Raw genomic sequence first — 25,093 nt, forward strand, 5'->3', positions numbered from 1 at the left:
GCCTTACGGGCGACAGGCCCCCGCCCGCAAGGCTGTCGTCACCCACATGGATCGGACAAGCCGCCGTGGATGGGAGGGGGGGCGGGCGATCAGCGCTGGTCCGACCGCCCCGCGTAGACGATCAACGATCGCGCCGTCCGAGCAAGCGCAGCCTGAGCGCGTTCAGCTTGATGAAGCCGGCCGCATCGCGCTGGTCGTACGCGCCCTGATCGTCCTCGAACGTCACGACCTTTTCCGAATACAGCGTATTGGGCGACTTGCGCCCCGTTACCGACGCCAGCCCCTTGTACAGCTTCAACCGCACGGTACCCGACACCTTCTCTTGGCTGAGGTCGATCGCCGCCTGCAACATCTCGCGCTCGGGCGAGAACCAGAAGCCATTGTAGATCAGCTCGGCATAGCGCGGCATCAACTCGTCTTTCAGATGCGCCGCCCCGCGGTCGAGCGTGATGGCCTCGATCCCGCGGTGCGCTTCGAGGTAGATCGTGCCCCCCGGTGTCTCGTACATGCCGCGCGACTTCATGCCGACGAAGCGGTTCTCGACCAGATCGAGCCGCCCGATGCCGTGCTTGCGTCCGAGCTCGTTCAGCGCCTCCAGCAGCGTCGCCGGGCTCATCCGCTCACCGTTCAGCGCTACGCCGTCGCCGCGCTCGAACTCGATCTCGATCGTCTCCGGCGTATCGGGTGCGTCCTCCGGGTTGACCGTGCGCGAATAAACGTAATCGGGCACCTCGTCCCACGGGTCTTCCAGCACCAGCCCCTCGCTCGAGGTGTGGAGCAGGTTGGCGTCGGTCGAGAACGGCGCTTCGCCGCGCTTGTTGTGCGGGATCGGCACCTGCCGCGCTTCGGCCCATTCGATCAGCTTGGTGCGGCTGTTCAGATCCCACTCGCGCCACGGCGCGATCACCTTGATGTCGGGGTCGAGCGCATAGGCCGACAGTTCGAACCGCACCTGGTCGTTGCCTTTGCCGGTCGCGCCGTGCGCCACCGCGTCCGCGCCGGTTTCCTTGGCAATCTCGATCAGCCGCTTGGAGATCAGCGGACGCGCGATCGAGGTGCCGAGCAGGTACAGCCCCTCGTACTGCGCGTTCGCCCGCATCATCGGGAACACGAAATCGCGCACGAATTCCTCGCGCAGGTCGTTGATGTAGATATGCTCGGGTTTGACCCCCATCAGTTCGGCCTTAGCGCGCGCGGGCTCCAGCTCCTCGCCCTGGCCGAGGTCGGCGGTGAAGGTCACCACCTCGCAGCCGTAGGTTTCCTGCAACCATTTCAGGATCACGCTGGTGTCCAACCCGCCGGAATAAGCGAGAACGACCTTCTTGATGGGCTCGGACATGCGTGGGGGTGCTCCTGGATACGGGCAATCAATCGCGCGCGCCCTATGCGCGCGTGCGCGGCCATGCAACCGTTGACGCGGCGTCGGGGTCCGCGCGGAGACTTTATAACATAGGCTTGCCCTGGTCTGCGAACCGGCGCAGAAACCATGCCGTAACAAATGCTACGAACAGGGGAAGCTCGCATGAGGAAGATCGCCGCGCTCGCCGCCACCGCCGGACTCGTCTTCACCGCCGCCACGGCACAGGCGGACGAGGGCATGTGGACCTTTGACGGCTTTCCGGCAGCGCGGATGAAGGCGACGTACGGCTGGGCACCGGATCAGGCGTGGCTCGACCGCGTGCAGGCCTCCGCCGTCCGCCTTACCGGCGGCTGCTCGGCGTCGTTCGTCTCGGCGGAGGGGCTGATCCTCACCAACCACCACTGCGTTGCGCAATGCGCGCAGGACCTGTCGTCGAACAGCAAGGATTATCTGAAAGCAGGCTTCATCGCGGGCGACCGCGCACGCGAGCAGAAATGCCCGGGCCAGCAGGCCGAGGTGGTGACCGAGATCACCGACGTGACCAAGCCCGTCACCGCCGCGATCGCCGCGCTGTCTGGCGAAGCACTGACCAAGGCACGTGACGCGCAGATCGCGCAGATCGAGGCGCAGAACTGCACGGACAAGGCGACCACCCGCTGCCAGGTCGTGACGCTCTACGGCGGTGGTCAGTACAAGCTCTACAAATATCGCAAATATTCGGACGTGCGCCTCGTCTGGGCGCCCGAGTTCGCCGCGGCGTTCTTCGGCGGCGACCCCGACAATTTCAACTTTCCGCGCTACGATCTCGATGCCTCGTTCCTGCGCGCGTACGAGAATGGTCGCCCGGTCAGCACCCCCGCGCACCTGCGCTGGAACCCGCGCGGGCCGATCGCGAACGAGGCGACCTTCGTGGTCGGCAACCCCGGCCGCACCCAGCGCCTGCTGACGCAGGACCAGCTCGCGTTCCAGCGCGAGGTCGCGATCCCGCTCACCACCACGTTGTTGTCCGAATGGCGTGGCCGTCTGATCGCCGCCGGCGCGCAGAGCGAGGAGCGCCGCCGCGAGGCGCAGGATTCGCTGTTCGGCACCGAGAACAGCTACAAGGTCTATTGGGGCCAGGCGCGCGCGCTCGACGACGACGCCTTTGCCGCCACCCTCGCCAGGAACGAGGCCGACCTGCAACGCCGCGCGGGCACACGCTACGGCACGCCCTGGGCCGATATTGCCGCCGCCGACCGCAGCCTGCGCAACATCTACCTCGATTATTATTTCCTGGAGAGCCGCGCCGGCTGGACCTCGGACCTCTACGCTTATGCCAAGGCGCTGGTCCGCGCCGCGGCCGAGCGGCAGAAGCCCAACGCCGATCGCCTGCCCGGCTACACCGACAGCGCGCTGCCGCTGGTTGAGAAGCAATTGACCGATGCCAAGCCGATCGAGCCCTGGCTGGAGGAAGCGAACCTCTCCTTCTGGCTCAGCAAGGCGCGCGAATATCTCACCGCCGACAATCCGCAGGTCAAGGCGCTGCTCGGCCGCGAGTCGCCCGAACTGCTCGCGCGTCGCCTCGTCTCGGGCACCAGGCTCGCCGATCCGGCGGTCCGCAAGCGGCTGTTCGACGGCGGCGCGGCGGCAATTCAGTCGTCGAACGATCCGCTGATCCGCTTCGTCCTCGCCAACGACGCTGCCGCGCGCAGCTTGCGCCAGCAATATGCCGCGCAGGTCGACGCGCCGGTCACGGCCGCGCAGGCCAAAATCGCGCAAGCCCGCTTCGCCGCCTATGGCGCGGGCAATTACCCCGACGCGACCTTCACGCTGCGCATCAGCTTCGGGCGCGTCCAAGGCTGGAACGAGCGCGGACGCGCGATCCCGTACCAGACCATTGTCGCCGGCCTCTACGACCGCGCGACCGGCGCCGACCCGTTCGAGCTCGCCCCCGCCTACGCGCGGGCGAAATCGTCGCTGAACCTCGACACGCCGTTCGATTTCGTCACCACCAACGACATCATCGGCGGCAATTCGGGCTCGCCCGTGATCGCGCGCGATGGCTCGGTGATCGGTGCCGCATTCGACGGCAACATCCACTCACTGGGCGGCAATTTCGGCTACGATCCGAAACTCAACCGCACCGTGGTCGTCTCGGCAGCGGCGGTGCAGCAGGCGCTGGAGAAGGTCTATCCCGCGCCCGCGCTGGTGCGCGAACTGGCGGCGCGCTGATCGCTCCTCTGGGGACGCGCGCGCCGGACCTCGTTCGGCGCGCCTGCGTTCATCTGCCGTACAAACGACGGGCGCCAACACGGCGCCCGTTTCCTTTGGAAAGAACCTCCACGATGACCCGCGCCCTGTTCCTCGCCGCCCTTGCCCTTCCCCCGCTCGCGCTGACGCAGGTCGCGCCCGCCACCGCGCAGGAAACGCGCAAGAGCGCCGAAACGAAACTCGACGGTGAATTCGCCGCGTCCGACACCAATCACGACGGCTTCCTCAGCCAGGCCGAGGTGCTCGCACGGATGAGCAACATGAAGGTGTCCGGCGGCAAGCGGCTCGACCCCGCGCAGGCCAAGAAGATCGCCACCCTGTTCATGGCGCGCGCCGACACCAACAAGGATGGCAAGGTCAGCGAAGCCGAATCGCAGGCGCTGATGGCGAACGTCTTCTCAAAATACGACCTCAACCACGACGGCCGCGTCGACGGCCAGGAAGCCGCCGCCGCCCGCGCCGCCGCCAAGGCTCAGGCGACCAGCGGCCCGCCCAAGGGACGGTGAGCGACGGATCGGCTACCCCAGCGGCTGCGGCTCAGGCCCGAGCGTCACGGTTCGAACCTCACACAGGCCCGATACGCGATCGTTGCATTGTGACTCAGAAGGCGTAGCCGCCCCGCACCTCGACGCTGCCGAACGTTCGTTGCGCATCATTCACCAGCGGCCCCTGACACGACGCCGTACTGTCGCTAACGACGACCTTGGCCCCATGCGCCCGCAACCGTCTCGCGACGACGCTCATGTCGGGCGCCTTGCCGCCACCTGCGCCCTCTTTCGCTCTGCTACACAAAAGGAAGGCTTCGTTCCCGTCCAACTGCCACCGCTCGACCGCGAGCCGCAGCACCTCTTCATACGCTGGCATCATCCCCGCATCGTCGAAGAACACCAGATAGGGCCCGGGAAGCGGATCGCGCTCGGGCAAGGCATTTGCCGGAACCGGCGGCGGCGGCGGCGTCTGCCGCGCGACCGCCGGACTGGCGACCGCGTATATCGCAACGAGCCACAGCATGTCGCGGACGGTCCCAATCACGCGCATTATCCCCTCACCCCCGCAGCCGCTGTTCCCCCTCAAGCATGTAATCGCGCGTCAGCGGCAGTGCATCGCGGTCGCGCGTGAACTGGATCTGGAAATTGACCAGCGGACCGTTGGTGAATGATACGATCGCGCCCGCCAGATAATAGGTCCACATCCGGAAGAACCGCTCATCGTACAGCGCGACGATCGCGTCGCGGTTCGCCACCGTCCGCGCGTACCATTCGCGCAACGTATAGGCGTAGTGCAGCCGCAGCACCTCCACGTCGCTGACGAACCAGCGAATGTAGTTGTTCGCCTCCAGCACCTCCGACAGCCCCGGAATATAGCCGCCGGGAAAGATATACTTGTCGGTGAACTGATCGGTGAAACCGGGACCGTCGGCGCGTCCGATCGTGTGGAGCAGCATCACGCCCGTAGGGGTCAGCAGGTCGCGGCATTTCTCCAGATAGGTGCGGAAATTGCGCACGCCCACATGCTCGAACATGCCGACCGACACGATGCGGTCGAACGTCTGGTCGAGCGCGCGATAGTCGATCAACTGGAACTTGACCTTGTCCGCGACCCCGGCCGCCGCGGCGCGCGCTTGCGCCACCTTCAACTGTTCCTCGGACAAGGTGATGCCCAGCACCTCGGCGCCCGTCTTGGCGTGAATGTACAGCGCCATCCCGCCCCAGCCGCAGCCGATGTCGAGCACGCGCATCCCCGGTTCGATCGCCAGCTTGGCGACGATGTGCGCCTTCTTGTCCGCCTGCGCCTGCTCCAACGTGTTGTCGGGGTCGGTGTAATAAGCGCAGCTGTACTGCTTGTCGGCGTCGAGGAAGAGGTCGTACAGCCGGTCGGACAGGTCGTAGTGATGCGCGACGTTCTTCTTTGATTCCAGCGCCTTGTTGAGCCTGAGGAACCGGTGGCGGAACACACCCTTGATCGTGCGCCAGCGATTGGCGCCCAAGTGGTTGGTGCCGTTCTCCCAGCGCGAATTGGCTGTGGCGAGCGTCAGCAGGTCGAGGATGTCGCCTTCCTGCAACGTTACGCGCCCGTCCATGAACGCTTCCGCCAGCCCTAGCGCGGGGTCGGCCACGATCGCGCGGTAGACGCTGCGCTCATGGATCGTGAAGGTGACGGGCTTCAACTCAGGGTCCGGCGCGCCGAAGCGGGTGCGCGAGCCGTCGGGTTTGATGAGGGTCAGGTCGCCGCGGCGGATCGCGCGGCGGAGGAAAACGTCGATCAATGCCATGCGTGCACCCGCTAACGGATCGCGCGCCAGGCTGTCACTAGCAACAGGGGGAAACGGTCAAATTCCCGCGTACCAATCGTAGTCGACGTTATCTTCCCAATAGCCGCCCTGCCCCTTGCCGATACCCGCCAGGCTGTCGACCGCGGTGATCTTCATCAGATATTTCGCGTGCTTGTAGCCTAAGTGCCGCTCGACGCGCAGCCGGCACGGCGCGCCGTGCCCGACATCGAGGAACCGGTCATTCAGCGCCCAGGCGAGGATCGTCTGCGGGTGGAATGCGTCGACCATGTCGACCGACTCGTAATAAGGCGCGCCGCCGTACAGATCGGCGCAGGTGAACACGACGTAGCGCGCCGCGTCGCGTACCCCCGCCTGTTTCAGCACGTCGCCAAGGCGCGGCCCCTGCCACTTGCCAATCGCGCTCCATCCCTCGACGCAGTCGTGCCGCGTGATCTGCGCGCGCTGCGGCATCTGTCCAAGATCGCTGAGCGACAGCGACAGTGGCCGCGCGACCAGCCCATCGACCTGCAACCGCCAATCGGCGAAGCGCCCGCTACGCAGCGCATTATACGCCGCCGTCCCCGGATCGCGCGTCCCGTTGGTGCGGAAATAGGGCGAGCGCTGGTCGGACGTAAATTCGGGCGCGAGCGCATCACGGTTCATCAGCGCGCGCTGGAGCGCGCGGTGCATGTCTTCGCCCTTGAAGATGATGTCGCGCACCTGCGGCTGCGCGATCACGCGGTCGCACCCCGACAGCAGCAACCCTGCGCCGCCACCGGCGATCAGTGTCCGACGCCGGATCATCGTACCGCCTCCGTACCCCGCGCGGGATGCGACAGGTCCTTCGCCGCCGCCTCGCCCGCTGGTGTCTCCGCGCGCGCGTCGCGCGCGCTGCCCGGCACGCGCCACTTGCCCGAAATCATCGACCACAATTCGCGCCGCCACCCTGCCAGGATGACGAGCACCAGATGCACCACCACGAACGCGGTGATTGCCGCCATGGTGATGAAATGGATCGAGCGCGCCGACTGCCGCCCGCCAAACAGCTCCAGCAGCCACGGCCAGCCTGCGTCCATCCCCGGCGACATCGCCAGCCCGGTCAGGATGACGAGCGGAAGTGCTACGAACACGACGCCAGCGTAGGACAGTTTCTGCAACGGATTGTACGCGCCTGGATGCGCCTCGTCGTGGAACTTGAATTGCAGATGCGCGCGCACGTCGGCGGCGAGATGCGCGGGGCTCAGGTCCTTCGCGCGCACCGCCAAATCGCGCTGAAAATGCCGGTTGATCAGGCTCGCGATCATGTAGCCGAGCAACCCGAACGCGAGCACCAGTGCGAAGAACAGGTGCCAACGCCTCGAAATCGCCAGATTGTAATTCTGCGGGATCGTGATCCACGCCGGAAACCGCGGCAGCGTCGCCCATGCAGGATCAAAATTCGCGCCGTACCGCCCCCAATAGAGCCGCGGGTGCGCGTTGCTGATCCCCAGCCCCGACCCGATCAGGACGAAGATCGCGACCGCGTTGATCCAGTGCCACACGCGGGTAGCGAGCGAGTGGCGCCGGATGGTGACGGGATCAGCGATCGGCGTTGCGTCCATTTCCAACCCATATCAGTTTACGCGCCATGACCGAATGGCATTTCTACGAACCCGCGAACGGCCACGGCCTCGCGCACGATCCCCTGAACGCGATCGTCGCCCCGCGCCCGATCGGCTGGATCGGCAGCGTTTCGGCCGCAGGCGTGCGCAACCTAGCACCCTACAGCTTCTTCAACCTGCTCAACTACAAGCCCCCGCTGCTCGCCTTCTCCTCCAACGGCTGGAACGATTCGGTCGCCAACATCGAGCAGACACGCGCCTTCACCTGGAACCTCGCCACCCGCGCGCTGGCCGAGCAAATGAATGCCAGCGCCGCCACCGTCCCGGGCGAGGTCGACGAGTTCACGCTCGCCGGCCTCGCGGTCGCCCCGTCCAACAAGATCGCCGCGCCGCGCGTCGCGCTCAGCCCCGCTTCGTTCGAATGCGTGCTGACGCAACTGATCCGGCTCGAGACAAGAGATGGCGCGGCCGTCGACACCTGGCTCGTCATCGGCGAGGTCGTCGGCATCCACATCGACCGCGCGATGCTGGAAGACGGCGTGTACCAGACCGCGCGCGCGCACCCGATCCTGCGCGGCGGCGGCCCGGCCGATTATTTCGAGATCACCGAAGCGGCCAAATTCGCGATGAAACGCCCGGGCTAGCGTCCCTCGCGCATCGGGGTGAAGCCGAGCAACCGCGAACAGAGCCGGTGGCCAGCCGGAGGAGAGCCGTCCCCTCCGCTACGACGACACCCGGCGCCAGTCACACGTCGCGCTCGACCGGTCCACCGCACACACCCGCGCGGCGCGCGACACGCCGCGCACCAGCACGACGTTTGTTGATCGAAGCGCCAGCACCTTGCGCCGCTCGCCGTCGACGATCGTCACCCGGCACGCCCCGTCGCTCGACACGCACCCGACCCGCAATGCGTTCGCCTGCGCGTCATAGTTCAGCGACGTGCTGAGCGCGTGCGACCGCGTCACCGTCGTCCGTCGCGCGCCCTCGCCGGCGGCCGCCGTGCCGCTCGCCATCAATGCCAACGCCGCTGCCGCCATCATCCGCATCGCTCGCTCCCCGCTCCCGTTGGCGCACAGGCTCTGCTCACCGACAGCCCACGTCAATCATCCATAGGCGCGCCAGAAGAACACCGCCGCCGTCACTCCGGTCACCGCCAGCGTCCACGCCCGCACCGCGCGCTCGGGTAGCCGCTTGCCCAGCACCGCCCCGCCCCAGCCGCCCGCCACCGCACCCACCAGCATCGGTAGGCAATATCGCCACTCGACCATGCCACTGGCGACGAACACCAACGCCGCCGCCGCATTGGCCACCGCCAGCATCAGCGTGCGCGGTGCGAACATCGCGCGCGGCGAGATGCTCGCGAGCAGCCCGTAGGTCGCGGTCGTCATCAACCCCACGCCGCCACCGAAATAGCCGCCGTAAACCCCCAACAGGGCTTGCGCGACCACCAGCGTCCGCGCGCCGATCGTCACGCGCTCGGCCAGCCACGACGATGCACGCCGCCCGAACGCCAGCACCACGAAGGCGTACAGCACCAGCCACGGCACGATCACGTCAAAGGTCGCACCCGGTGTCACCACCAGCAACCAGCTTCCCACCAGCCCGCCGGCAAAGGTGATCGCGGCGAGCAAGCGGTGATCGACCCCGCCGACCGGCCCCAGTTCGTCGCGAAACGTCCAGGCACTCGTCGCCGCACCCGGCAGCAGCGCGACGTTCGAGGTCGCATTGGCGACGTTCGCCGGCACCCCGGCCGCCAGCAGCGCGGGCAGCGTCGCGAACGTCCCGCCCCCGGCAAGCGCATTCATCGCGCCGCCTGCCACCCCCGCCATGGCGACCAGCGCCAGCGTCGTCACGTCCATCGCACCCGCACTCCGCCGCTGTCCGCCTCGTTGCTCTACTCTCGCGGAGCCAAACGGCAACGCCTCCTCTCACGCGGGATGCAGGTCTCGCGCTTGGTACGGCGGACCGGCCGCTCTGCCCGGACCTCACGAGGGCAGCAGCATCGGGCACGGCTCATGCTTTGCGATCCTCCCGCTACCCCGCGCCGCTTGGGTGGGAACGCGGACGCCTCTATAGCGTCAGCATCGGTTGTCCTGCTGGGTCGACGATCATGTGGAGTGTTCGGGCATATGGCTGATCTCGCAATCGCGACCCACGCCGATCAGCCCGGCTTGACCGCGGACGACGAACTTCTCGGTGAAGCGCTGACACGGCAAGGCGTGACATGGACAGCTGTGCCCTGGACGAGCGCGGAAGCGGACTGGTCACGCTATGGCGCCGTGCTGATCCGATCAACGTGGGACTATCACGAAAAGACCCGCGCGTTCCTGGCCTGGATCGCTTCGCTCGACGCGTGCGGCACCATCGTCTGGAACCCAGCCAACACGATACGCCGCAACATCAACAAGCGGTATCTGAAGGAGCTTGCGTCGGCCGGTGTCACCATCGTTCCGACGACGTGGCTCGCGCGCGGAACCGAGCACGTCGATGTGCGAAGCATCGCATCGGCGCGTGGCTGGGCCGAGATCATTGCCAAACCTGCTATCTCCGCGGGCGGGCGCGGCATCATACGATGGTCCGCCGCAGACGATCATGCACCCGACGAGGCACTGGCCGCCTTGGCCGCGGACAGTGACGTCCTCGTTCAGCCGTTCTTGCCCGAGGTGCTGGCGGGTGAGTTGTCGTTCATCTTCTTCGATGGCGTACTCAGCCACGTGGTGCAAAAGGTGCCGCGCACCGGCGATTTCCGCGTCCAGGCCAAGTTCGGCGGGCGCGTCGAACGCGTCGATCCGCCCTAGGCGCTGATCGACCAGGCACATCGGGCAGCCGAACTGGCCGGCGGTGACCTGTACGCTCGCGTTGATGGTATTCCCGTCGGTGATCGGCTCATCGTCATGGAAGTCGAACTGACCGAACCCGATCTCTTCTTCCTTGCGGCGCCGGACGCGGCGACGACCTTCGCGACCGCTATCCGCCGACGCCTGCCCGCCTCGACGTGAAACGCGCGGTCAGGCGACGTACGGCCATCCGGCGAAGGTCAGCGGCCGCTACGTCGATCGACCGTTGAACAGCCCCTACCCCGCCGCGACCAGCTCCCCCGCGCCTTCCGCCGCCGCCTCGCGGTCCAACTGCGCGCGGCTCTTCTTTTCCGCCGCGGTCTTCAACTGCCCGCACGCCGCGTCGATGTCGCGCCCGCGCGGGGTGCGCACCGGCGCGGAGATGCCGCCCGCGAACACGATGTCGCTGAACGCGCGTACGCGCTCGGGCGTCGAGCATTCGTATGCCGCACCCGGCCACGGGTTGAACGGGATCAGATTGACCTTGGCGGGCAGCTTGTAGCGCTTGAGCAGCCGGACCAGCTCGTGCGCGTGCGCGTCGCTGTCGTTCTTGTCCTTGAGCATCACATACTCGAACGTGATCCGCCGCGCGTTGTTGGCGCCGGGATAGTCCGCGCACGCCTGCAACAATTCCTCGATGCCGTATTTGCGGTTCAGCGGCACGATCTCGTCGCGGATTTCCTTGGTCACCGCATGGAGCGACACCGCCAGGTTGACGCCGATCTCCGCCCCTGCGCGCGCCATCATCGGCACCACGCCCGACGTGCTGAGCGTGATCCGCCGCTTGCTGAGCGCGAGGCCATCGCCGTCCATCACCACCGACAACGCGTCGCGCACGTTGTCGAAATTATACAGCGGCTCGCCCATCCCCATCATCACGATATTGGTCAGCATCCGACCCTCGGGCTGCGACGGCCACTCGCCCAGCGCGTCGCGCGCCAGCATCACCTGCCCGACGATCTCGCCCGCGGTGAGATTGCGCACCAGCCGCATCGTGCCGGTGTGACAAAAGGTGCAATTGAGCGTGCACCCGACCTGGCTCGACACGCACAAGGTGCCGCGATCGGCGTCGGGGATGAACACCGCCTCGTAATCCTGCCCGTCTGGCGAGCGCAGCAGCCACTTGCGCGTCCCGTCCGACGAAACCTGCGCCTCGACCACCTCCGGCCGCCCGACGACGAAACGCGCCTCCAGCCACGGGTGCTGCGCCTTGGCGATGTCGGTCATCTGCGCGAACTCCGTCGCGCCGCGATTGTAGATCCAGTGCCAGATCTGCTTCGACCGGAGCTTCGCCTGTCGCGGCTCCATGCCGGCGGCGAGCAGCGCTTCGCGCAGTTCCGCCTTGTTCAACCCGACGAGGTCGACGCGACCGTCGCCGCGCGGCGCAACCGCGCGCGGCACGGGCACAGGGTCGATGTGCCCGGCAATGGGCATGATGGCGGCGGCGATCTCAGGCATGCGCGCGTATATAGCCGATCCGGCGACGTTTTTCCACTCACGCCGCCGCAGCCGCGCGCCTGCCTAGCCGACCCGCACCGCGTGCCACTTACGCCATGCCTGCACCGCGCTCATCACCATCAGGCCGACCGCCGCGACCAGCCACAGCGCGGACCAGCCGTGCACGGCGGCGTCGTCGCGCCATGCTCGCAGGTGCAACAAGGTTAGCGACCGCGATACGGTTGCGCCGCCTTCCTGACGCGGCGCTCACCCGCGCTTGGCGCGTGGATCGTCCTGCCTGACCGATCGCTGCCGCCTCCGCTTGCGCCTCCCTGCCTCCTCAGCCACGATGCCGTTCGCAAAGTGCCGCACCGCTGGCACGCATCGGGGGGAAGATCATCATGCGACTGCCGGTCGCCGCCACATTGCTCGCCGTCATCGCGCCGGTCGCGCTCGCGAGCCCACCAGCCGCCGCGCAGGTGAAGAGCCCGATCGAACTGACCACCGATCCGGCCGACAAGGCGGTGATGGCCGAGGCCGCTGCCGCGGTCGCCGAGCGCCCGCCCAGCCTCGCCAAGCTCGACGCGGTGCTCGCCAAACTGCCCCGCCCCACGCCCTTGCGCGGCATGGTGCAGAGCGCGCGCGCCGCGATCCTCAACGCCGAACCCGATCACCGCCCCGCGGTTGCCGCCATCGACGAGGCGCTGCGTCTTTTGCCCGACCACCCGCTGCCCAAGATGATCGCGACCGAGGTGTTTACCTTTTCCGGTGCCCCGCAGCGCGCCGCCGACCTGTGGCTCGCGCTCAGCCAGCAGGCACCCGCCCTGGCGCGGGAAAGCCAGCGCTACACCATGATCGCGCTGGTCGGCCGCCTACGCGACAAGGGCGACAATGCGCGCGCCGACCGTGTGTCCGCGCGATTGGGCGAGATCGGTTTCGCCGCCGCGCTCGCGCCCGAACGATCGAGCTACGCCACCGCGCAGATCCACGACGCGATGCGCGCCGGCCGCACCGCCGACGCGGTCGCCGCCGTCCCCACGGTCGGCGACCCCGACGACCTCGTCGCGATGTTCATCGACAAACGCTACGCCGTGCTCTGGCCGCGGATCACCGAATGGTCGGGCGGCAGCTTCGATGCGCCGTCGCGCCGTTATCTCGAGGAACTCCGCGCCGACTGGAACGCCGCCGACGATTTCGAGACCGCGACGCCCTACGCGCGCGAACTGGCAAGCCGACGCGCCTATCCCGCCGTTGTTGCGCTGTTCCTGCCGATGTTCGACCGCGCGCCGAACGCCGAGCTGACCATGGGCGCGGAAACGCTCGCGCCAATCGTCGCGCGCGCGCTGACCGCAACGGGTCGCGCGGCGGAAGGGCAGGCGCTGCTCGCACGTGTCGCCGCCAAGCTCCCGCGCGAGGCTGCCGCCAACGCGCTCAACATCGACGCCGCCTATCTGACGCTCGCCGCGCTGAACGGTGACTGGGCGCAAGCGGTCACGCGCGCCGACGCGTTTCTCGCGCGTGCCAAGGGCTTCGGCACCAGCGTCAACGCCAGCGCGATCGTCGGCGTCCAGGCATATCGCGCCTGCGCCTTGTTCCGCCTCGGCCGCACCGCCGAAGCCGAGCGGGTCAAGGCGGAGGTGATGCTCGCCAGCGCCACCAACCCGTCGCGCGTCGCCGACATGCTCGCCTGCATGAACGACGCCGCCGCGATCCGTACCTTGGTTGTCGCGCAACTGGCGAACGAGGACACGCGCGGCTGGGCGCTTGGGTTCATGCAACCGCACACGCTCGATCCGCGCTTCGTGCTCGACCGGCTGACCTATCCGGTGCGCCAGCAGGTCCGCGCCGACCCCACGGTCATCGCCGCCGCCACCGCGGTCGGCCGTATCCTCCCCGCCCCAGTCGGCGAGCGATTGCCGACCGGGTTCGAGCCCTACCGCGCGCCACCCACCGCGCAGCCGATCGGCAAGGATGCGGTGTGACGCCTGTTGCCACCGCGTTCGACCCAGGCGGAAGCGGCGGCGATGCGGCATGGAGGAACGCCAGCCTCTTATGCTCTACCCCCATACCGCGCGGCGCGATCCTGTCCGTGCCGACGCTTACCCATTGTTCAACCAGCGATTGGGGGGTGAAGGGACAAACGCCACGATCCTGCAACATCTAGTCGCAGGCGATCACCTTGCGAGCGGTGCCGCGCGATCAGAACACATGCGAGCCGATCGCCACTGCCTCTTCTTGCGACCACAACCGTCGGGTAGAGGAATGGAAAGCGACCCAAGGTATCATGACCGAACATGATTGAACCCCGGGTCGCAGCCTCACGCGATCAACCTTGCTCGGGTCCTGGTGCGCCGCGCCACGCCGCCCCGCTCCTCATTGAAGGGGTGCGCACCGCCATGCCCGCGGCATCACCTCACCATTCGACGCCGATCTTCCCGAAATGGCTCGCTCCCGCCTCATACGCGAAGGCGTCGGCCAGTTCGGTCATCTTGAAGCGGCGGTCGATCACCGGCTTGATGCCGTTCGCCTCGATCGCGCGAACGAAGTCCCCCTGCTCGCGCCGGCTGCCGACGATCAGCCCCTGCAACCGCGCCTGCTTGCCCATTAAGGCCGCGGTCGGCACCTCGCCGCCCGTGCCCGTCAGCACGCCGATCAGCGAGATGTGCCCGCCGACGCGCACCGCCTCGATCGACTGCGCGAGCGTGCCGGGTCCGCCGACCTCGACCACGTGGTCGACCCCGCGCCCGTCCGCCCAGTCGCGCACCCGCGCGCCCCAATCGTCGTGCGTGCGATAGTTGAGCGTGAAATCAGCACCGAGCTCGCTCGCTCGCGCCAGCTTCTCGTCCGAGGACGAGGTGATCGCGACAACCGCTCCCATCGCCTTCGCGATCTGCAACGCCCAGATCGACACGCCGCCGGTACCGAGCAGCAGCACGCGGTCGCCCGCCTTCAACTTGCCATCGACCACCAGCGCGCGCCACGCGGTCAGCCCGGCGGTGGTGATCGCCGCCGCCTCGACAGCATCATAGCCGGCCGGCGCACGCGTGAAGGCAGTCGCGGGCAGCACGACATGCTCCTGCGCGAAACCGTCGATCCCGTCGCCCGGCGTGCGGCTGAAATCGCCGATCGTCGGCGCGCCGTCCTGCCAATCGGGGAAGAAGCACGACACCACCCGGTCGCCGATGGTGAATTCGGTCACGCCCTCGCCGACCGCCTCGACCATCCCTGCGCCATCCGACAAGGGCACGCGCCCCGACGCACTCGGCATCTTGCCCGTCGCCACACCCAGGTCGTGATAGTTGAGCGAGCTGCCCTCGATCCGCACCCGGATCATCCCCGCCCCCGGCTGCCCGGGATCGTCGCGCGCGACCTGCTTCAGTCCGTCGAGCCCCGGCGTGTCGCCCAGCACCATCACCTTCATCGCACGATCTCCTTCGCCGCGCCCAACGCGCGATGATCGCGTCGTCTCCGTCGGTTACGTGTCGGTGCCGATGTATCGATGCTCATCGATCGCCTGAGGCAGCATCCGTTACGTCGCCGGGGCAGGTCGGAACGGCAAAGGCAGATCCAGCTACAGGCCCGCTAACTCTAACCCCGCGATGCAAATCGTTCGGGCATGTAGCATCAGTCAGATCATTACGACGAGCGCCACGACCTTAGGGCCGCGGCGCCCCCGCTTCATCAGCTCGGATGCGCTTCGCTGTCCTCGGCGGGCTTGCCGCCCTCGGTCGGCACCATGGCATTGTCATAGGCCGCGCTCTCGTCGGCGATGCCGGCGTCCTGGCTGCGCTTTGCCGCGTCCTTGAACGTGTCGAGATCGGCGTTGTTCTGGTCTTGATCGGGCATGATATTCATCCTCTCCGTTTGATGGGCTCGACGCGCATGTTCACTCGAGATCGTTCTCGCTCACGATGATGATCGCCTGATCCGAGTTGCGCGACAGTGCGGACAATGCAGCGTCGGTGATCGGGTCGATGAAGCGCTGGAACATGTCGGCGGCGTCGCCGTCCGGGCGATCGCCGCTCAGCGCCTCGAGCACGTCATACTGCACCGCGAACTCATATTCCTCCGCGTCCACCTCGGCGGTGAACTCGACCTGCTCGCCCTCGATGTTGTCGAGGATGCTCGAATGATCGATCTCCAACTGGCTCGCTGCCATCACCAAACCTCTCTCTCTATTCAGCGAGATCTACAAGCCCCGGCGCGGGCGCGTGTTCCGCAGGATCGGGCGTGAACGGCTAGCGTGCCTCGCCGCCGTCGCGCGCGGGCAGCAGATCGACGAACTGTCCGATCGCTTCGCCGACGAAGCGGTCGAGCGGCATCGCGCCCGGCAGCGTCACCGGCCGCTCGGTGGTGAGTACCGCCGCCTCGCGCTGCTCGGCCTCGAGTTCGGTCCAGGCACGCACCGCCCGTTCCAGGCTGGTCACCTCGGGCACCTGCTCGCCGCTGCGGCTCACGTCTTCCAGCGACGCGCTCATCGTCCACGCGATCGCGGCCGTTCCCTCATCGCTCCAACTCGCCTCGGTCATCACGGCTCCCTTTAGAGATGCCGTCCAAGCGCGTGCGCGCCGCACGAGTTCCTGTCTTCTCCGGCGTCGGGCGAAACTCAATCGCGCGAACCGCTTAACCCAGGTCAAACCCGGAACGACGGCTAGCAACGGCGGTTTGTCACCGGCAGGTGGCGCAAGGGGGGCAAGAACGGCGTGGGGCAACAGGGCGAGCACACCGGAACGAACGCGCAGTCACCGTGGCAGATGCCGCTGTCGGCCTGGGTGCAGGTCGCGAAACGTACCTGGGCGGAGACGAGCAACGACAATGTCGGGCTGATCGCCGCTGGCGTCGCTTTCTACGGCTTCCTCGCGCTCGTCCCGCTGCTGGGCGCGATCGTCCTCAGCTACGGATTGTTCGCCGACGCGAACACCGTGACCAGCAACATGACGACGCTCACCTCGGTCCTGCCGCAACAGGCCGCGACGCTGATCGGCGAACAATTGCTCAACGTCGTGCGTACCTCTGATGGCAAGAAGGGGCTCGGCCTTCTGGTCGCGCTCGCGATCGCGCTGTTCGGTGCGCGCAACGCGGCGGGGGCGGTCGTCACGGCGCTCAACGTAGCCTATGAGGAGGAGGAAACGCGCGGGTTCGTGCGCGTCACCCTGCTCGCGCTCGCGATCACCGCCTGCGCCGTGCTGGTGGCGATCGTCGCGATGGTCGCGGTCACCGCCCTCGGCTTCCTCCAGACGCTGTTGCCGACGCTGCCCGCGCCGCTCGCTGTTCTCGGCAAGGTCGTCGCCTATCTGGTGCTCGCCGCTGCCGGCGCCGCGGGTGCGGCGACGCTTTATCGTTATGGGCCCGATCGCCGCCACGCGCGCTGGACCTGGCTGACGCCGGGATCGCTGCTCGCCGCGCTGCTGTGGCTGCTGCTGACGATCGGCTTCGGCATCTACGTCGCCAATTTCGGCAATTACGACGCGACCTATGGCTCGCTCGGCACGGTGATCGTGCTGCTGACGTGGATGTATTTGTCGAGCTACATCCTGCTGTTCGGCGCCGAGCTCAATTCCGAACTCGAGCATCAGACCGCGCGCGACACGACGCGCAGCCGCCGGCCGCTGGGTGAGCGCGGCGCGTGGGTCGCCGACCATGTCGCCGAGGGGGCGCCCGCCGAGGATTCCCGTGCTGGCATCGCCGATGCGCCTGCCCCGCAGCATAGCGGTGGTGGCCTGAGGGATCACGCCACCGCACGCGCCGCGACGCGGGTCGCGCGGTTCGCCGGGCTGGAGAAAGTCGGCGTGACCCAGACCGCGACCGCGACGCTCGGCCTCGCATTGCTGCGCCGCGAGGGACGCGCGCTACCCGGCGCCGCCCTGCTCGCCGGCGCGGGGCTGCTCGCCTGGCGGTCACGTCGCCGGTCCGACGATCACGCGGTCGAGGCAGTCATCTTCGACCTCGACGGCACGCTGGTCGACAGCAACAATTATCACGTCTGGGCCTGGCAGCACGCCTTTGGCGAACGCGGTTACGAGATCGCACCCGCGCGCATCCACGATCAGATCGGCAAGGGCGGCGACCTGCTCGTCCCCGCGCTCATCCCCGGCGCGACCGAGCAGGAGATCGAGGCGCTGTCCTCTCGTCACGGAGAGATCTTCAAGACGCGCTATCTCGCGCGCGTCCGCCCGTTTCCGCACGCCGCCGATCTGCTGCGCCATGTCGCGGCGCAGGGGCAGAAGGTCGCGCTCGCCTCGTCGGCGAGCAAGAACGAGCTCGACCATTACGTCGATCTGCTCGGCGTCGGCGATGTGCTGTCCGCTGCGACCAGCAAGGACGACGCCGACACCACCAAGCCCGCGCCCGATATCTTCGCCGCCGCGGTAAAGAAGCTCGGCGTTGCGCCTGCGGCCGCACGCGTCGTCGGCGACACCCCGTACGATGTCACCGCCGCGGCGAAATGTGGCATTGCCACGGTCGCGGTCCGGTCAGGCGGCTTCGCCGATCGCACGCTCGAACGCGCAGGCGCGCGCGCGCTCTACGACGATGCAGCGGCGATCCTCCACGATTACCGGCGCTCGCCGCTCGCACGATAAAGGGACGCGTCATGCAGGACATCGCCGGATGGATCGCGCTCGCCGCCACTTGTGTCGCGGCGCTGATGACTGCGTCGAACCTCGGCGCGCGCGTGACCGGCTGGGGGTTCGTCGTGTTCACGGTCGGCGCTGTCGCCTGGATCGTGGTCGGGCTGGAGACCGGGCAGACCCAGTTGCTGTGGTCGAACATCTTTCTTGGGATCGTCGACGTGTTCGGCGTGTGGCGCTGGCTGGCACGCCGCGCGAAGTTCAGCGACGCCGCTGATGCCGAGCAGGCGCGCAGCGAACACGGACCTGACCAGCCCCTGTTCTCGATCTCACGGATCGACGGCCTGCCCGTGAAAGGCGCGGATGGTCAGGTGATCGCGCACAGCGTCGACGCGCTCGCGACCTGCGCGGGCGGCACGATCGACTTCTTCATCGTGCGAGAAGGCGGTGTCGCGGGTGTGGGCGAAACGCTGCGACGGCTGCCACGTAAGATGGTCCGCGTACGCGATGCCGCGCTGGAGACCGACTTGGATGCAATGGCGCTGTCGCGGCTGACCCGCGCCGAGACGCAGTAGATTCACGCGAGCGTGAGCGCGCAGGTTCCGACCCGCGCGCCCTGCCCGATTACGCCGCCTTCTTGCCGCGCAGCGTGTTGATGAGCGCGAGGCCAACGACGCCGACGAGCGCGGCGGTCGCGAACGGGCGCTGCTTGGCGAACCCCTTCGCCTGCCCCGCCAGCGGCGCGACATTGTCGGTCACCGCTTCCTTGGCCGCACCGACGGTCTTCTGCACCGAACCCGTCACCTGGTCGGCGATCCCCGCCGCTTTGGTGTCATGGTCGCCGGTCGCGTTGCCGAGTGCTTCCTTGACCTGCCCCTTGACGTCGTTGCCGGTACCCTTGAGCTCGTCGATGTTCATCACAAACCTCCTTGTCGTTGAAGACGCGGGGCGCTCATGCGCCTCAGGATGCCGGTAACGACGAAGCGGCGGTTCGGTTCACTCCATGTCGGTGCGATTTGCCGCGCGGGTGATCAGCGCTCCCAACTCGCGGCAAAGGCCGGGGAGGCGATGAAGCTCGCGGGCATCGGGCTGGTCGGCGGCGGCGCGACCAGACCTTCCTCGATGTAGCGCAGCGCCGAGGTCAGACCCGCGCGTGAGAAGGGCTTGGGGATCATGCCGTGTGCGCCTGCAAAATCCTCGGGTATCTTCTTGGGATTGGCAGTGACGAAGATCACCGCGGCATCCGACCAGCGCTGATGGATCAGCTTCGCGGCATCGAGCCCGTTGCTGCCGAACGCCAGTTGCAGGTCGACGAAGGCGAGATCGGGCGCGGCCGATTGCGGCAGGTTCTCGACCTCGTCCACCGACGCGGCCTCACCGACGACGCGGTGCCCCGCATCCTCGACCAGCGCCTCAATGTCCATCGCGAGCAATGCCTCGTCCTCGACGATCAGGACGCGGAAAGGAGCCGTCAGACGAATCAAGCCGCTCGCTCCTGATCCGGCGCGCGGTCGCCCTGCTCGCCGTCGTTCCGGCCCGCCTCTGCTCGCGGGCTGCGGCCGGCCGCCGGGTCGGGCTCGATCGCGAAACTGATCGTCACCTGCGCGCCCGGCTCGGCCGAGGACCAGCCGACCTTCGCGCCGATTTGCCGCGACAACCGCCGGATCAGCACGCGGCCCAGTCCATCCTCCGATACGTTCGCGGGATCGAACCCGGGACCGTCGTCGGCGATCGTGATCGTCGCCGCGTCGCCGTCGCGTCGCGCGGTCACCGTCAGCGTTCCCGCGCGTCCGTCGGCAAAGCCGTGTTTGACCGCGTTCGTCACGATCTCGTTCAGCACCAATCCCAGCGCCGACGCGTTGGTCGACGGAATGTCGAGCATCTCTACGTCGGTGCGCACGTCGATCTCCGTACGCCCGCTCGACGCAACCACGTCGTTCGCGAGATTGACCGCGAACGCGCCGGCGTCGAACCGCGTCACGTCGTCGGACTGGTACAATCGGCGATGCACACTCGCCAACGCATCGACCCGCTCCAGCATCGAGTTCAGCCGCGCGAGAATATCCTGGTCTGAGATACCGCGCGCCTGCAGGCGCAGCAGCGAGCCGATCATCGTCAGGTTGTTCTTCACCCGGTGATCGACCTCGTGGAGCAGCAGCGTCTTGTCCTCCAGCGCGCTTTTCAGATCGGCGGTACGCGCCTCGACCTGGCGCTCGACTTCCGCCTTCTGCCGCGCGATCCGCTCCTGCGCTTCGATCCGGTCGCTCACGTCCATCTGGCTGGCGAAGAAGAACTCGATCTCACCATCCTTGTTACGCACCGGACTGACGTACAGCGCGTTCCAGAACGTAGAGCCGTCCTTGCGATAATTGAGCAGGTCGACCGCGATGTCGGTGCCCGCCTCGATCGCGGTGCGCACCTCGGCCACTTTCGAGCGATCGGTTTTCGGGCCCTGCAGGAAGCGGCAGTTGGTGCCGATGATCTCGTCGCGGTCATAGCCGCTCAGGTTCTGGAACGCTTCGTTGCAGAACACGATCGGATTGTCATCCTGTCTCGGATCGGTGATGATCATCGGCATGCGCGTCGCACGCACCGCGGCGGCGAACGGATCACCGCGTCCGCTTTCGTGCTCGACAAGATCGGTCAGATGCCAGTCGTCGCGTTGATCCATCTTTCCCCCGCTTCCTGCCGCGGATACACGCGTGCCGAACACAAACAACCAATCCACGTTAAGAATTTCTATGCGGCAGATGAGACCGCAAGCCAAGTTGTGGTGCCCAACGCGGGATGGTGCAGGAACGGTCCTGCGCACCCATACGAAATCGCGCGCGGCGGCGCGACTGGACGAGGCGCGCGCGAACGGGCAAGCGCGAGAGCAACACGCGTGTCTCACGCGACCATCGAAGCGCGCCGAGCCGCGCCGGGGAGATCCGAATGACGACGATGCAGGCCGCGGTGCTGACCGCGCCCGGAGAAATGACGATTACCGACGTGGATCGGCCCGTCCCCGCCGCGGGCGAGGTTCGCATCCGGCTTGAGGGCTGCGGCGTCTGCGCGTCCAACGTTGAGCCGTTCGAGGGTCAGCCTTGGTCGACCTTCCCCGGCGCGCCCGGCGGCATGGGGCACGAGGGCTGGGGCATTGTTGACGCGCTGGGAGACGGCGTAACCGAGCTCGCACCCGGCGACCGCGTCGCCTTTCTCGCCGGTCACAGCTTCGCGCACTACGACGTCGCGCCCGCCGACATGGTGGTGAAGCTGCCCGACGCGCTCGGCGATCAGCCCTTTCCCGGCGAGCCGCTCGGCTGCGCGATGAACATCTTCCGCCGCGCCGACATCCGCGCCGGACAGACGGTCGCGATCATCGGCATCGGCTTTCTGGGTGCGGTGCTGACCAAGCTCGCCACCGATGTCGGCGCCCGCGTGATCGCGATCTCGCGCCGTGATGAGTCGCTCGATCTCGCCCGCCGCTTCGGCGCGGCCGAGACGGTGCCGATGCACGATCATTGGGCGATCATCGACGAGGTCAAGCGCCTGACCGGTGAGGTGATGTGCGAGCGCGTGATCGAGGCGGTCGGCAAGCAATGGCCGCTCGACCTAGCCACCGCGCTGATCGGCTTCGGCGGCCGGCTCGTGATCGCGGGCTACCACCAGGACGGCCCGCGCCAGGTCAACATGCAGGACTGGAACTGGAAGGGGATCGACGTCGTCAACGCGCACGAGCGTGATCCCGCGGTCCAGCGTCGCGGCGTCGAGGAAGCGATCGACGCGGTCGCATCGGGCCGAATCGACCTCGCCGCCCTCCTCACCCACCGCTATCCCTTGTCGCAATTGTCAGACGCGATTCTCGCGACGCGCGACAAGCCGCACGGCTTCGTCAAGGCGCTGGTGATCTATGAGTAACGCCAGGCCTCGCAAACCGCGGCTCGGTTTCCTCGGCGTAGGCTGGATCGGTCGTCACCGCATGGAGGCGATGCTCGCGACCGGACTGGTCGAGGCCGCCGCGATCAGCGACCCCTCGCCCGACATGATGCGCGACGCCGCGCTGCTCGCACCGCACGCGCAGGTGGTCGATGACCTCGACGCGATGCTCGCGCTCGACCTTGATGGCGTGGTCATCGCCAGTCCCAGCGCGCTCCACGCCGCGCAGTCGATCCAGGCGCTTGAGGCCGGCAAGGCGGTGTTCTGCCAGAAACCGCTCGGCCGCGACGCCGCGGAAACGCAGGCCGTCGTTGCCGCCGCCCGCGCCGCCGACCGGCTGCTCGGCGTCGACCTGTCCTACCGCTTCATCGCGGGCATGGAGAAGATAGCCGAACTGGTACGCGCAGGAACGCTTGGCCGGCTGTTCGCGGTCGATCTCGTCTTCCACAACGCCTACGGTCCCGACAAGCCGTGGTTCTACGACCGCGCGCAATCGGGTGGCGGTTGCGTGATGGATCTCGGCATCCACTTGGTCGACCTCGCGATGTGGCTGACTGGCGAGGACGTCCAATCGGTGTCCTCGTCATTGTTTGCTGGCGGAGCGCCGCTGGCGGGTCGCGATACGGTGGAGGATTACGCCGTCGCCACGCTCACGCTCGACAATGACGTGACCGTCCGCCTCGCCTGTTCGTGGCGCCTCCACGCGGGCCAAGATGCGGTGATCGAGGCAAGCTTCTACGGCACGAACGGCGGCGCCACGATGCGCAACGTCGGTGGCTCGTTCTACGATTTCGAGACGCGGCACAATACCGGCACGCACGCGGCCGTCGTCGCCACTCCGCCCGAGGAATGGGGCGGTCGCGCCGCGGTCGATTGGGCACGCCGCCTTGCCGCCAATCCGCATTTCGACCCGCAGGCCGACGAGTTCGTCGCCACCGCGCGCGCGCTCGACCGCATCTACGCCGGGCAGTGAAGCTCACGCATCCGCCGCGCGCGATAGAACGCGCGGCGGATGCGCCATCAATACGTCAGATTGTACCGTTTCGCGCGCTCCTCGATCTTCTCGTCGAGCTTGAGCGCCGCGGCATGATCCTCGCTTCCACGCTTCGTGTCGCCGCCGCGGGTCAGCGCAACGCCGCGCGCGTAGCGTGACCAAGCGTTGTCGGGATCACCCTTCAGCGCGGCGTCGTAGTCCGCCACTGCCAGCTTCCACTCCCCGCGCCGCAGCCGCACCAGCGCGCGACTGTCGAGCGTGCTCACGTCGCCTTTGCGCAGCCGCAGCGCGGCGTCGCAATCGCTCAGCGCCTGATCGAGCCCGGTTCCGGCGAGCGCGCGCGCCCAGCACCGGCCGTTGAACGCCGACGCACGGCTGCTGTCCTCGGGATGCGCCTTGAACCACGAGTCATAATTGGCAACCGCGCGATCATAGTCGCCCAGTTCGGTCAACATGCCACCGACGCTCAACCGCCGGTCGGACTGCGGCGCGAGCGTCGCATCGACGGCGCGCAGATCGACGCGCGCGCCCATGCGATCCTCGTCGTGCAACCGCCGCCCCGCGCGCAGCATCCGTGCGTCGACGTCGCTCGGCGACAGGTCGATCGCACGGTCGAGATCGGCCGCCCCCGCCTTTTCGGCAACCGTCTCCGCCGACGTCGGCTCCTTGCCGCGCTTGTCATAGGCGATCGAGAAATGCGCCATCGCACGCTGGTACCGGTAATGTCCTTCGCCTGGCGCCATCACAATCGCCTTGTCGAAGTCGGCGATCGCCTCGGCATATCGCTTGTTTGATGCCGCGGCCGCACCGCGGCGGCTGTACCCGGCAGCATCGGTCGGCTGGGGCGTCTTGTCGTTGATCGCGATCACCGTGCCGTCAGCGGTCACCGCGCGTCGCGGATTGAGCCCGAACAACGGCCCGCCTTCGTAGGTGAAGAACATGACGCGCTGCGAATTCGAGACGAAGATGCGGTGCGTAAGAAAAAAGTCGATTCCGACCAGCATCTGCGTATCGCCCACGCCCATGTCGGCGAACTGGATCGTTGGCTTCCTCAACGCCTCGCCACCGACTTCGATCTGCTTGAACGTTGCCCGGTAGGTCTGGACATGCCGCATGCCCAGGCCACGGCTCAGTCCGTCCTCGCTGACCCCGGCCCCGCCCGGCACCACGCCGAGCCGCTTGGCCATTGCAGCCGACAACAATGACTCGTCAGCACCCGTATCGAACATCGCCTGCACCTTCTGGCCGTCGATCAGGATCTGCGCTTCGGTGTGAGGGTTGAACACGCTGCCGGGCTGACGGATCAGGTTCAACATGCTGACCGGCCGATCATCCGCCCAATAAGCGAGATTGCCTCCCTTACATCCGGTCACCTTCATCAAGCGCACGACACCGTGCGGCAGGTCGTACTCGACGTCCATCGCGCCGAGAATATTCTGCCCGATCAACCCGGCGGTGCCGGTGTCGCTGCCCGCGACGACGAAGTCGACCTTGGGGATCGGAATGCCTGCAAGGGCGAAGTTGCGCGCGTTGGCGACGCCCGCGGACGCGTCGCCGCCGATGCCAGACACGAAGAACCCGTCAATCTTGCGAATTTGCAGGCCGAATTCCTGCGCCGACGCGCGTGACAGCGTGCTGTAGAATGCGCCGCTATCGAGGATGAAGCGCGCGGTCTTGTCGCCGAATTTTGCCGAGATCATCGGCTGCCGCCCTGCCATCGTAACCGGCAGGGTTGCCGCGACACGCACCTCGCATTTGTCCGCCGCCCATGCACCTGTCGGAAACGATCCGCCCAACAGCGCCGCTAGAATGAAGCCCTTACGCATCCACACTCCCCCACGCCCGCGCTCCCCAG

At 67.3% G+C, this 25,093-nt stretch carries 25 protein-coding genes; 9 read left to right on the top strand and 16 right to left on the bottom strand.

The window, feature by feature from the left end:
• Window positions 1-121: 121 nt before the first annotated feature.
• Window positions 122-1,339, bottom strand: coding sequence for an argininosuccinate synthase (locus Q0579_RS12215; protein WP_298812687.1), 1,218 nt, complete (start codon window positions 1,337-1,339; stop codon window positions 122-124).
• Window positions 1,340-1,522: 183 nt separating this feature from the next.
• Here Q0579_RS12215 and Q0579_RS12220 point away from each other — a divergent pair, with 183 nt between their 5' ends.
• Window positions 1,523-3,571 (top strand): S46 family peptidase, encoded by a 2,049-nt coding sequence (locus Q0579_RS12220; protein WP_298812689.1) that lies wholly within the window; start codon window positions 1,523-1,525, stop codon window positions 3,569-3,571.
• 113 nt (window positions 3,572-3,684) lie between these two features.
• Complete coding sequence (locus Q0579_RS12225) at window positions 3,685-4,116, top strand: EF-hand domain-containing protein (protein ID WP_298812691.1); 432 nt, start codon at window positions 3,685-3,687, stop codon at window positions 4,114-4,116.
• Window positions 4,117-4,210: 94 nt separating this feature from the next.
• Here the strand turns inward: Q0579_RS12225 and Q0579_RS12230 are convergent, their stop codons facing one another.
• The 4 genes from Q0579_RS12230 to Q0579_RS12245 are packed head-to-tail and all read right to left on the bottom strand — an operon-like array spanning window position 4,211 to window position 7,483.
• Complete coding sequence (locus Q0579_RS12230) at window positions 4,211-4,621, bottom strand: hypothetical protein (protein ID WP_298812693.1); 411 nt, start codon at window positions 4,619-4,621, stop codon at window positions 4,211-4,213.
• Between the two features lie 34 nt (window positions 4,622-4,655).
• A complete protein-coding gene (locus Q0579_RS12235; RefSeq protein WP_298812695.1) occupies window positions 4,656-5,882 on the bottom strand; it encodes a cyclopropane-fatty-acyl-phospholipid synthase family protein in 1,227 nt (408 codons plus the stop codon).
• 57 nt (window positions 5,883-5,939) lie between these two features.
• Complete coding sequence (locus Q0579_RS12240) at window positions 5,940-6,686, bottom strand: molybdopterin-dependent oxidoreductase (protein ID WP_298812697.1); 747 nt, start codon at window positions 6,684-6,686, stop codon at window positions 5,940-5,942.
• Window positions 6,683-7,483 carry a cytochrome b/b6 domain-containing protein gene (locus Q0579_RS12245; RefSeq protein WP_298812700.1) on the bottom strand — a complete coding sequence of 267 codons (801 nt, stop codon included), beginning with the start codon at window positions 7,481-7,483 and terminating at the stop codon, window positions 6,683-6,685. The genes Q0579_RS12240 and Q0579_RS12245 overlap by 4 nt, the downstream gene beginning before the upstream one ends.
• A 26-nt stretch (window positions 7,484-7,509) precedes the next feature.
• On the opposite strand from Q0579_RS12245, the gene Q0579_RS12250 reads away from it, so the two are divergent.
• Entirely contained in the window at window positions 7,510-8,127 is a 618-nt protein-coding gene (locus Q0579_RS12250) for a flavin reductase family protein (RefSeq protein ID WP_298812702.1), read from the top strand.
• A gap of 78 nt (window positions 8,128-8,205) precedes the next feature.
• On the opposite strand, the gene Q0579_RS12255 is transcribed toward Q0579_RS12250, so the two are convergent.
• Window positions 8,206-8,529 (bottom strand): hypothetical protein, encoded by a 324-nt coding sequence (locus tag Q0579_RS12255; RefSeq protein ID WP_298812705.1) that lies wholly within the window; start codon window positions 8,527-8,529, stop codon window positions 8,206-8,208.
• Window positions 8,530-8,586: 57 nt separating this feature from the next.
• Entirely contained in the window at window positions 8,587-9,342 is a 756-nt protein-coding gene (locus tag Q0579_RS12260; RefSeq protein ID WP_298812707.1) for a sulfite exporter TauE/SafE family protein, read from the bottom strand.
• 312 nt (window positions 9,343-9,654) lie between these two features.
• On the opposite strand from Q0579_RS12260, the gene Q0579_RS12265 reads away from it, so the two are divergent.
• On the top strand, window positions 9,655-10,281 hold the full coding sequence (locus Q0579_RS12265) for a hypothetical protein (protein ID WP_298812711.1): 627 nt from the start codon (window positions 9,655-9,657) through the stop codon (window positions 10,279-10,281).
• A gap of 276 nt (window positions 10,282-10,557) precedes the next feature.
• On the opposite strand, the gene rlmN is transcribed toward Q0579_RS12265, so the two are convergent.
• On the bottom strand, window positions 10,558-11,778 hold the full coding sequence (rlmN, locus tag Q0579_RS12270; protein ID WP_298812714.1) for a 23S rRNA (adenine(2503)-C(2))-methyltransferase RlmN: 1,221 nt from the start codon (window positions 11,776-11,778) through the stop codon (window positions 10,558-10,560).
• A gap of 380 nt (window positions 11,779-12,158) precedes the next feature.
• On the opposite strand from rlmN, the gene Q0579_RS12275 reads away from it, so the two are divergent.
• Window positions 12,159-13,739 (top strand): hypothetical protein, encoded by a 1,581-nt coding sequence (locus Q0579_RS12275; RefSeq protein WP_298812716.1) that lies wholly within the window; start codon window positions 12,159-12,161, stop codon window positions 13,737-13,739.
• 431 nt (window positions 13,740-14,170) lie between these two features.
• Here the strand turns inward: Q0579_RS12275 and Q0579_RS12280 are convergent, their stop codons facing one another.
• From Q0579_RS12280 to Q0579_RS12295, 4 genes are all read right to left on the bottom strand, one after another.
• Window positions 14,171-15,178 carry an NAD(P)-dependent alcohol dehydrogenase gene (locus Q0579_RS12280; RefSeq protein ID WP_298812719.1) on the bottom strand — a complete coding sequence of 336 codons (1,008 nt, stop codon included), beginning with the start codon at window positions 15,176-15,178 and terminating at the stop codon, window positions 14,171-14,173.
• Window positions 15,179-15,438: 260 nt separating this feature from the next.
• Window positions 15,439-15,603, bottom strand: a complete 165-nt coding sequence (locus Q0579_RS12285; RefSeq protein WP_298812721.1) for a hypothetical protein — start codon at window positions 15,601-15,603, stop codon at window positions 15,439-15,441.
• A 40-nt stretch (window positions 15,604-15,643) separates the two neighbouring features.
• On the bottom strand, window positions 15,644-15,916 hold the full coding sequence (locus tag Q0579_RS12290) for a DUF1488 family protein (protein ID WP_298812724.1): 273 nt from the start codon (window positions 15,914-15,916) through the stop codon (window positions 15,644-15,646).
• Between the two features lie 79 nt (window positions 15,917-15,995).
• Window positions 15,996-16,286, bottom strand: a complete 291-nt coding sequence (locus Q0579_RS12295) for a hypothetical protein (protein ID WP_298812726.1) — start codon at window positions 16,284-16,286, stop codon at window positions 15,996-15,998.
• Between the two features lie 174 nt (window positions 16,287-16,460).
• Here Q0579_RS12295 and Q0579_RS12300 point away from each other — a divergent pair, with 174 nt between their 5' ends.
• Together Q0579_RS12300 and Q0579_RS12305 are read left to right on the top strand one after the other, a co-directional pair.
• Complete coding sequence (locus Q0579_RS12300; RefSeq protein WP_298812728.1) at window positions 16,461-18,338, top strand: YhjD/YihY/BrkB family envelope integrity protein; 1,878 nt, start codon at window positions 16,461-16,463, stop codon at window positions 18,336-18,338.
• Window positions 18,339-18,349: 11 nt separating this feature from the next.
• On the top strand, window positions 18,350-18,901 hold the full coding sequence (locus Q0579_RS12305) for a PRC-barrel domain containing protein (protein WP_298812730.1): 552 nt from the start codon (window positions 18,350-18,352) through the stop codon (window positions 18,899-18,901).
• A gap of 49 nt (window positions 18,902-18,950) precedes the next feature.
• On the opposite strand, the gene Q0579_RS12310 is transcribed toward Q0579_RS12305, so the two are convergent.
• The 3 genes from Q0579_RS12310 to Q0579_RS12320 all read right to left on the bottom strand — a co-directional run bounded on the left by Q0579_RS12310 (window position 18,951) and on the right by Q0579_RS12320 (window position 20,997).
• Window positions 18,951-19,244 (bottom strand): CsbD family protein, encoded by a 294-nt coding sequence (locus tag Q0579_RS12310; RefSeq protein WP_298812733.1) that lies wholly within the window; start codon window positions 19,242-19,244, stop codon window positions 18,951-18,953.
• A 113-nt stretch (window positions 19,245-19,357) separates the two neighbouring features.
• Window positions 19,358-19,810 (bottom strand): response regulator, encoded by a 453-nt coding sequence (locus tag Q0579_RS12315; RefSeq protein WP_298812736.1) that lies wholly within the window; start codon window positions 19,808-19,810, stop codon window positions 19,358-19,360.
• Entirely contained in the window at window positions 19,807-20,997 is a 1,191-nt protein-coding gene (locus Q0579_RS12320) for a PAS domain-containing protein (RefSeq protein ID WP_298812738.1), read from the bottom strand. The genes Q0579_RS12315 and Q0579_RS12320 overlap by 4 nt, the downstream gene beginning before the upstream one ends.
• A gap of 263 nt (window positions 20,998-21,260) precedes the next feature.
• Here Q0579_RS12320 and Q0579_RS12325 point away from each other — a divergent pair, with 263 nt between their 5' ends.
• Together Q0579_RS12325 and Q0579_RS12330 are read left to right on the top strand one after the other, a co-directional pair.
• The gene (locus Q0579_RS12325) at window positions 21,261-22,226 is read left to right on the top strand and encodes a zinc-binding dehydrogenase (RefSeq protein WP_298812740.1); all 966 of its coding nucleotides are present in this window, start codon (window positions 21,261-21,263) and stop codon (window positions 22,224-22,226) included.
• On the top strand, window positions 22,219-23,217 hold the full coding sequence (locus tag Q0579_RS12330) for a Gfo/Idh/MocA family oxidoreductase (RefSeq protein WP_298812742.1): 999 nt from the start codon (window positions 22,219-22,221) through the stop codon (window positions 23,215-23,217). The genes Q0579_RS12325 and Q0579_RS12330 overlap by 8 nt, the downstream gene beginning before the upstream one ends.
• Window positions 23,218-23,264: 47 nt before the next feature.
• Here the strand turns inward: Q0579_RS12330 and Q0579_RS12335 are convergent, their stop codons facing one another.
• Window positions 23,265-25,064, bottom strand: coding sequence for an aspartyl protease family protein (locus tag Q0579_RS12335; protein WP_298812745.1), 1,800 nt, complete (start codon window positions 25,062-25,064; stop codon window positions 23,265-23,267).
• Window positions 25,065-25,093 lie beyond the last annotated feature (29 nt).

It is taken from the genome of uncultured Sphingomonas sp., from assembly GCF_936927845.1.
Taxonomy (GTDB): domain Bacteria; phylum Pseudomonadota; class Alphaproteobacteria; order Sphingomonadales; family Sphingomonadaceae; genus Sphingomonas.

Coding starts and splice junctions, on each gene's coding strand:
- Q0579_RS12250 (WP_298812702.1), top strand. CDS start 7,510: ATGACCGAATGGCATTTCTACGAACCCGCGAACGGCCACGGCCTCGCG.
- Q0579_RS12215 (WP_298812687.1), bottom strand. CDS start 1,339: ATGTCCGAGCCCATCAAGAAGGTCGTTCTCGCTTATTCCGGCGGGTTG.
- Q0579_RS12325 (WP_298812740.1), top strand. CDS start 21,261: ATGACGACGATGCAGGCCGCGGTGCTGACCGCGCCCGGAGAAATGACG.
- rlmN (WP_298812714.1), bottom strand. CDS start 11,778: ATGCCTGAGATCGCCGCCGCCATCATGCCCATTGCCGGGCACATCGAC.
- Q0579_RS12220 (WP_298812689.1), top strand. CDS start 1,523: ATGAGGAAGATCGCCGCGCTCGCCGCCACCGCCGGACTCGTCTTCACC.
- Q0579_RS12245 (WP_298812700.1), bottom strand. CDS start 7,483: ATGGACGCAACGCCGATCGCTGATCCCGTCACCATCCGGCGCCACTCG.
- Q0579_RS12280 (WP_298812719.1), bottom strand. CDS start 15,178: ATGAAGGTGATGGTGCTGGGCGACACGCCGGGGCTCGACGGACTGAAG.
- Q0579_RS12310 (WP_298812733.1), bottom strand. CDS start 19,244: ATGAACATCGACGAGCTCAAGGGTACCGGCAACGACGTCAAGGGGCAG.
- Q0579_RS12225 (WP_298812691.1), top strand. CDS start 3,685: ATGACCCGCGCCCTGTTCCTCGCCGCCCTTGCCCTTCCCCCGCTCGCG.
- Q0579_RS12235 (WP_298812695.1), bottom strand. CDS start 5,882: ATGGCATTGATCGACGTTTTCCTCCGCCGCGCGATCCGCCGCGGCGAC.
- Q0579_RS12305 (WP_298812730.1), top strand. CDS start 18,350: ATGCAGGACATCGCCGGATGGATCGCGCTCGCCGCCACTTGTGTCGCG.
- Q0579_RS12285 (WP_298812721.1), bottom strand. CDS start 15,603: ATGCCCGATCAAGACCAGAACAACGCCGATCTCGACACGTTCAAGGAC.
- Q0579_RS12330 (WP_298812742.1), top strand. CDS start 22,219: ATGAGTAACGCCAGGCCTCGCAAACCGCGGCTCGGTTTCCTCGGCGTA.
- Q0579_RS12230 (WP_298812693.1), bottom strand. CDS start 4,621: ATGCTGTGGCTCGTTGCGATATACGCGGTCGCCAGTCCGGCGGTCGCG.
- Q0579_RS12275 (WP_298812716.1), top strand. CDS start 12,159: ATGCGACTGCCGGTCGCCGCCACATTGCTCGCCGTCATCGCGCCGGTC.
- Q0579_RS12260 (WP_298812707.1), bottom strand. CDS start 9,342: ATGGACGTGACGACGCTGGCGCTGGTCGCCATGGCGGGGGTGGCAGGC.
- Q0579_RS12290 (WP_298812724.1), bottom strand. CDS start 15,916: ATGGCAGCGAGCCAGTTGGAGATCGATCATTCGAGCATCCTCGACAAC.
- Q0579_RS12240 (WP_298812697.1), bottom strand. CDS start 6,686: ATGATCCGGCGTCGGACACTGATCGCCGGTGGCGGCGCAGGGTTGCTG.
- Q0579_RS12255 (WP_298812705.1), bottom strand. CDS start 8,529: ATGCGGATGATGGCGGCAGCGGCGTTGGCATTGATGGCGAGCGGCACG.
- Q0579_RS12320 (WP_298812738.1), bottom strand. CDS start 20,997: ATGGATCAACGCGACGACTGGCATCTGACCGATCTTGTCGAGCACGAA.
- Q0579_RS12335 (WP_298812745.1), bottom strand. CDS start 25,064: ATGCGTAAGGGCTTCATTCTAGCGGCGCTGTTGGGCGGATCGTTTCCG.
- Q0579_RS12295 (WP_298812726.1), bottom strand. CDS start 16,286: ATGACCGAGGCGAGTTGGAGCGATGAGGGAACGGCCGCGATCGCGTGG.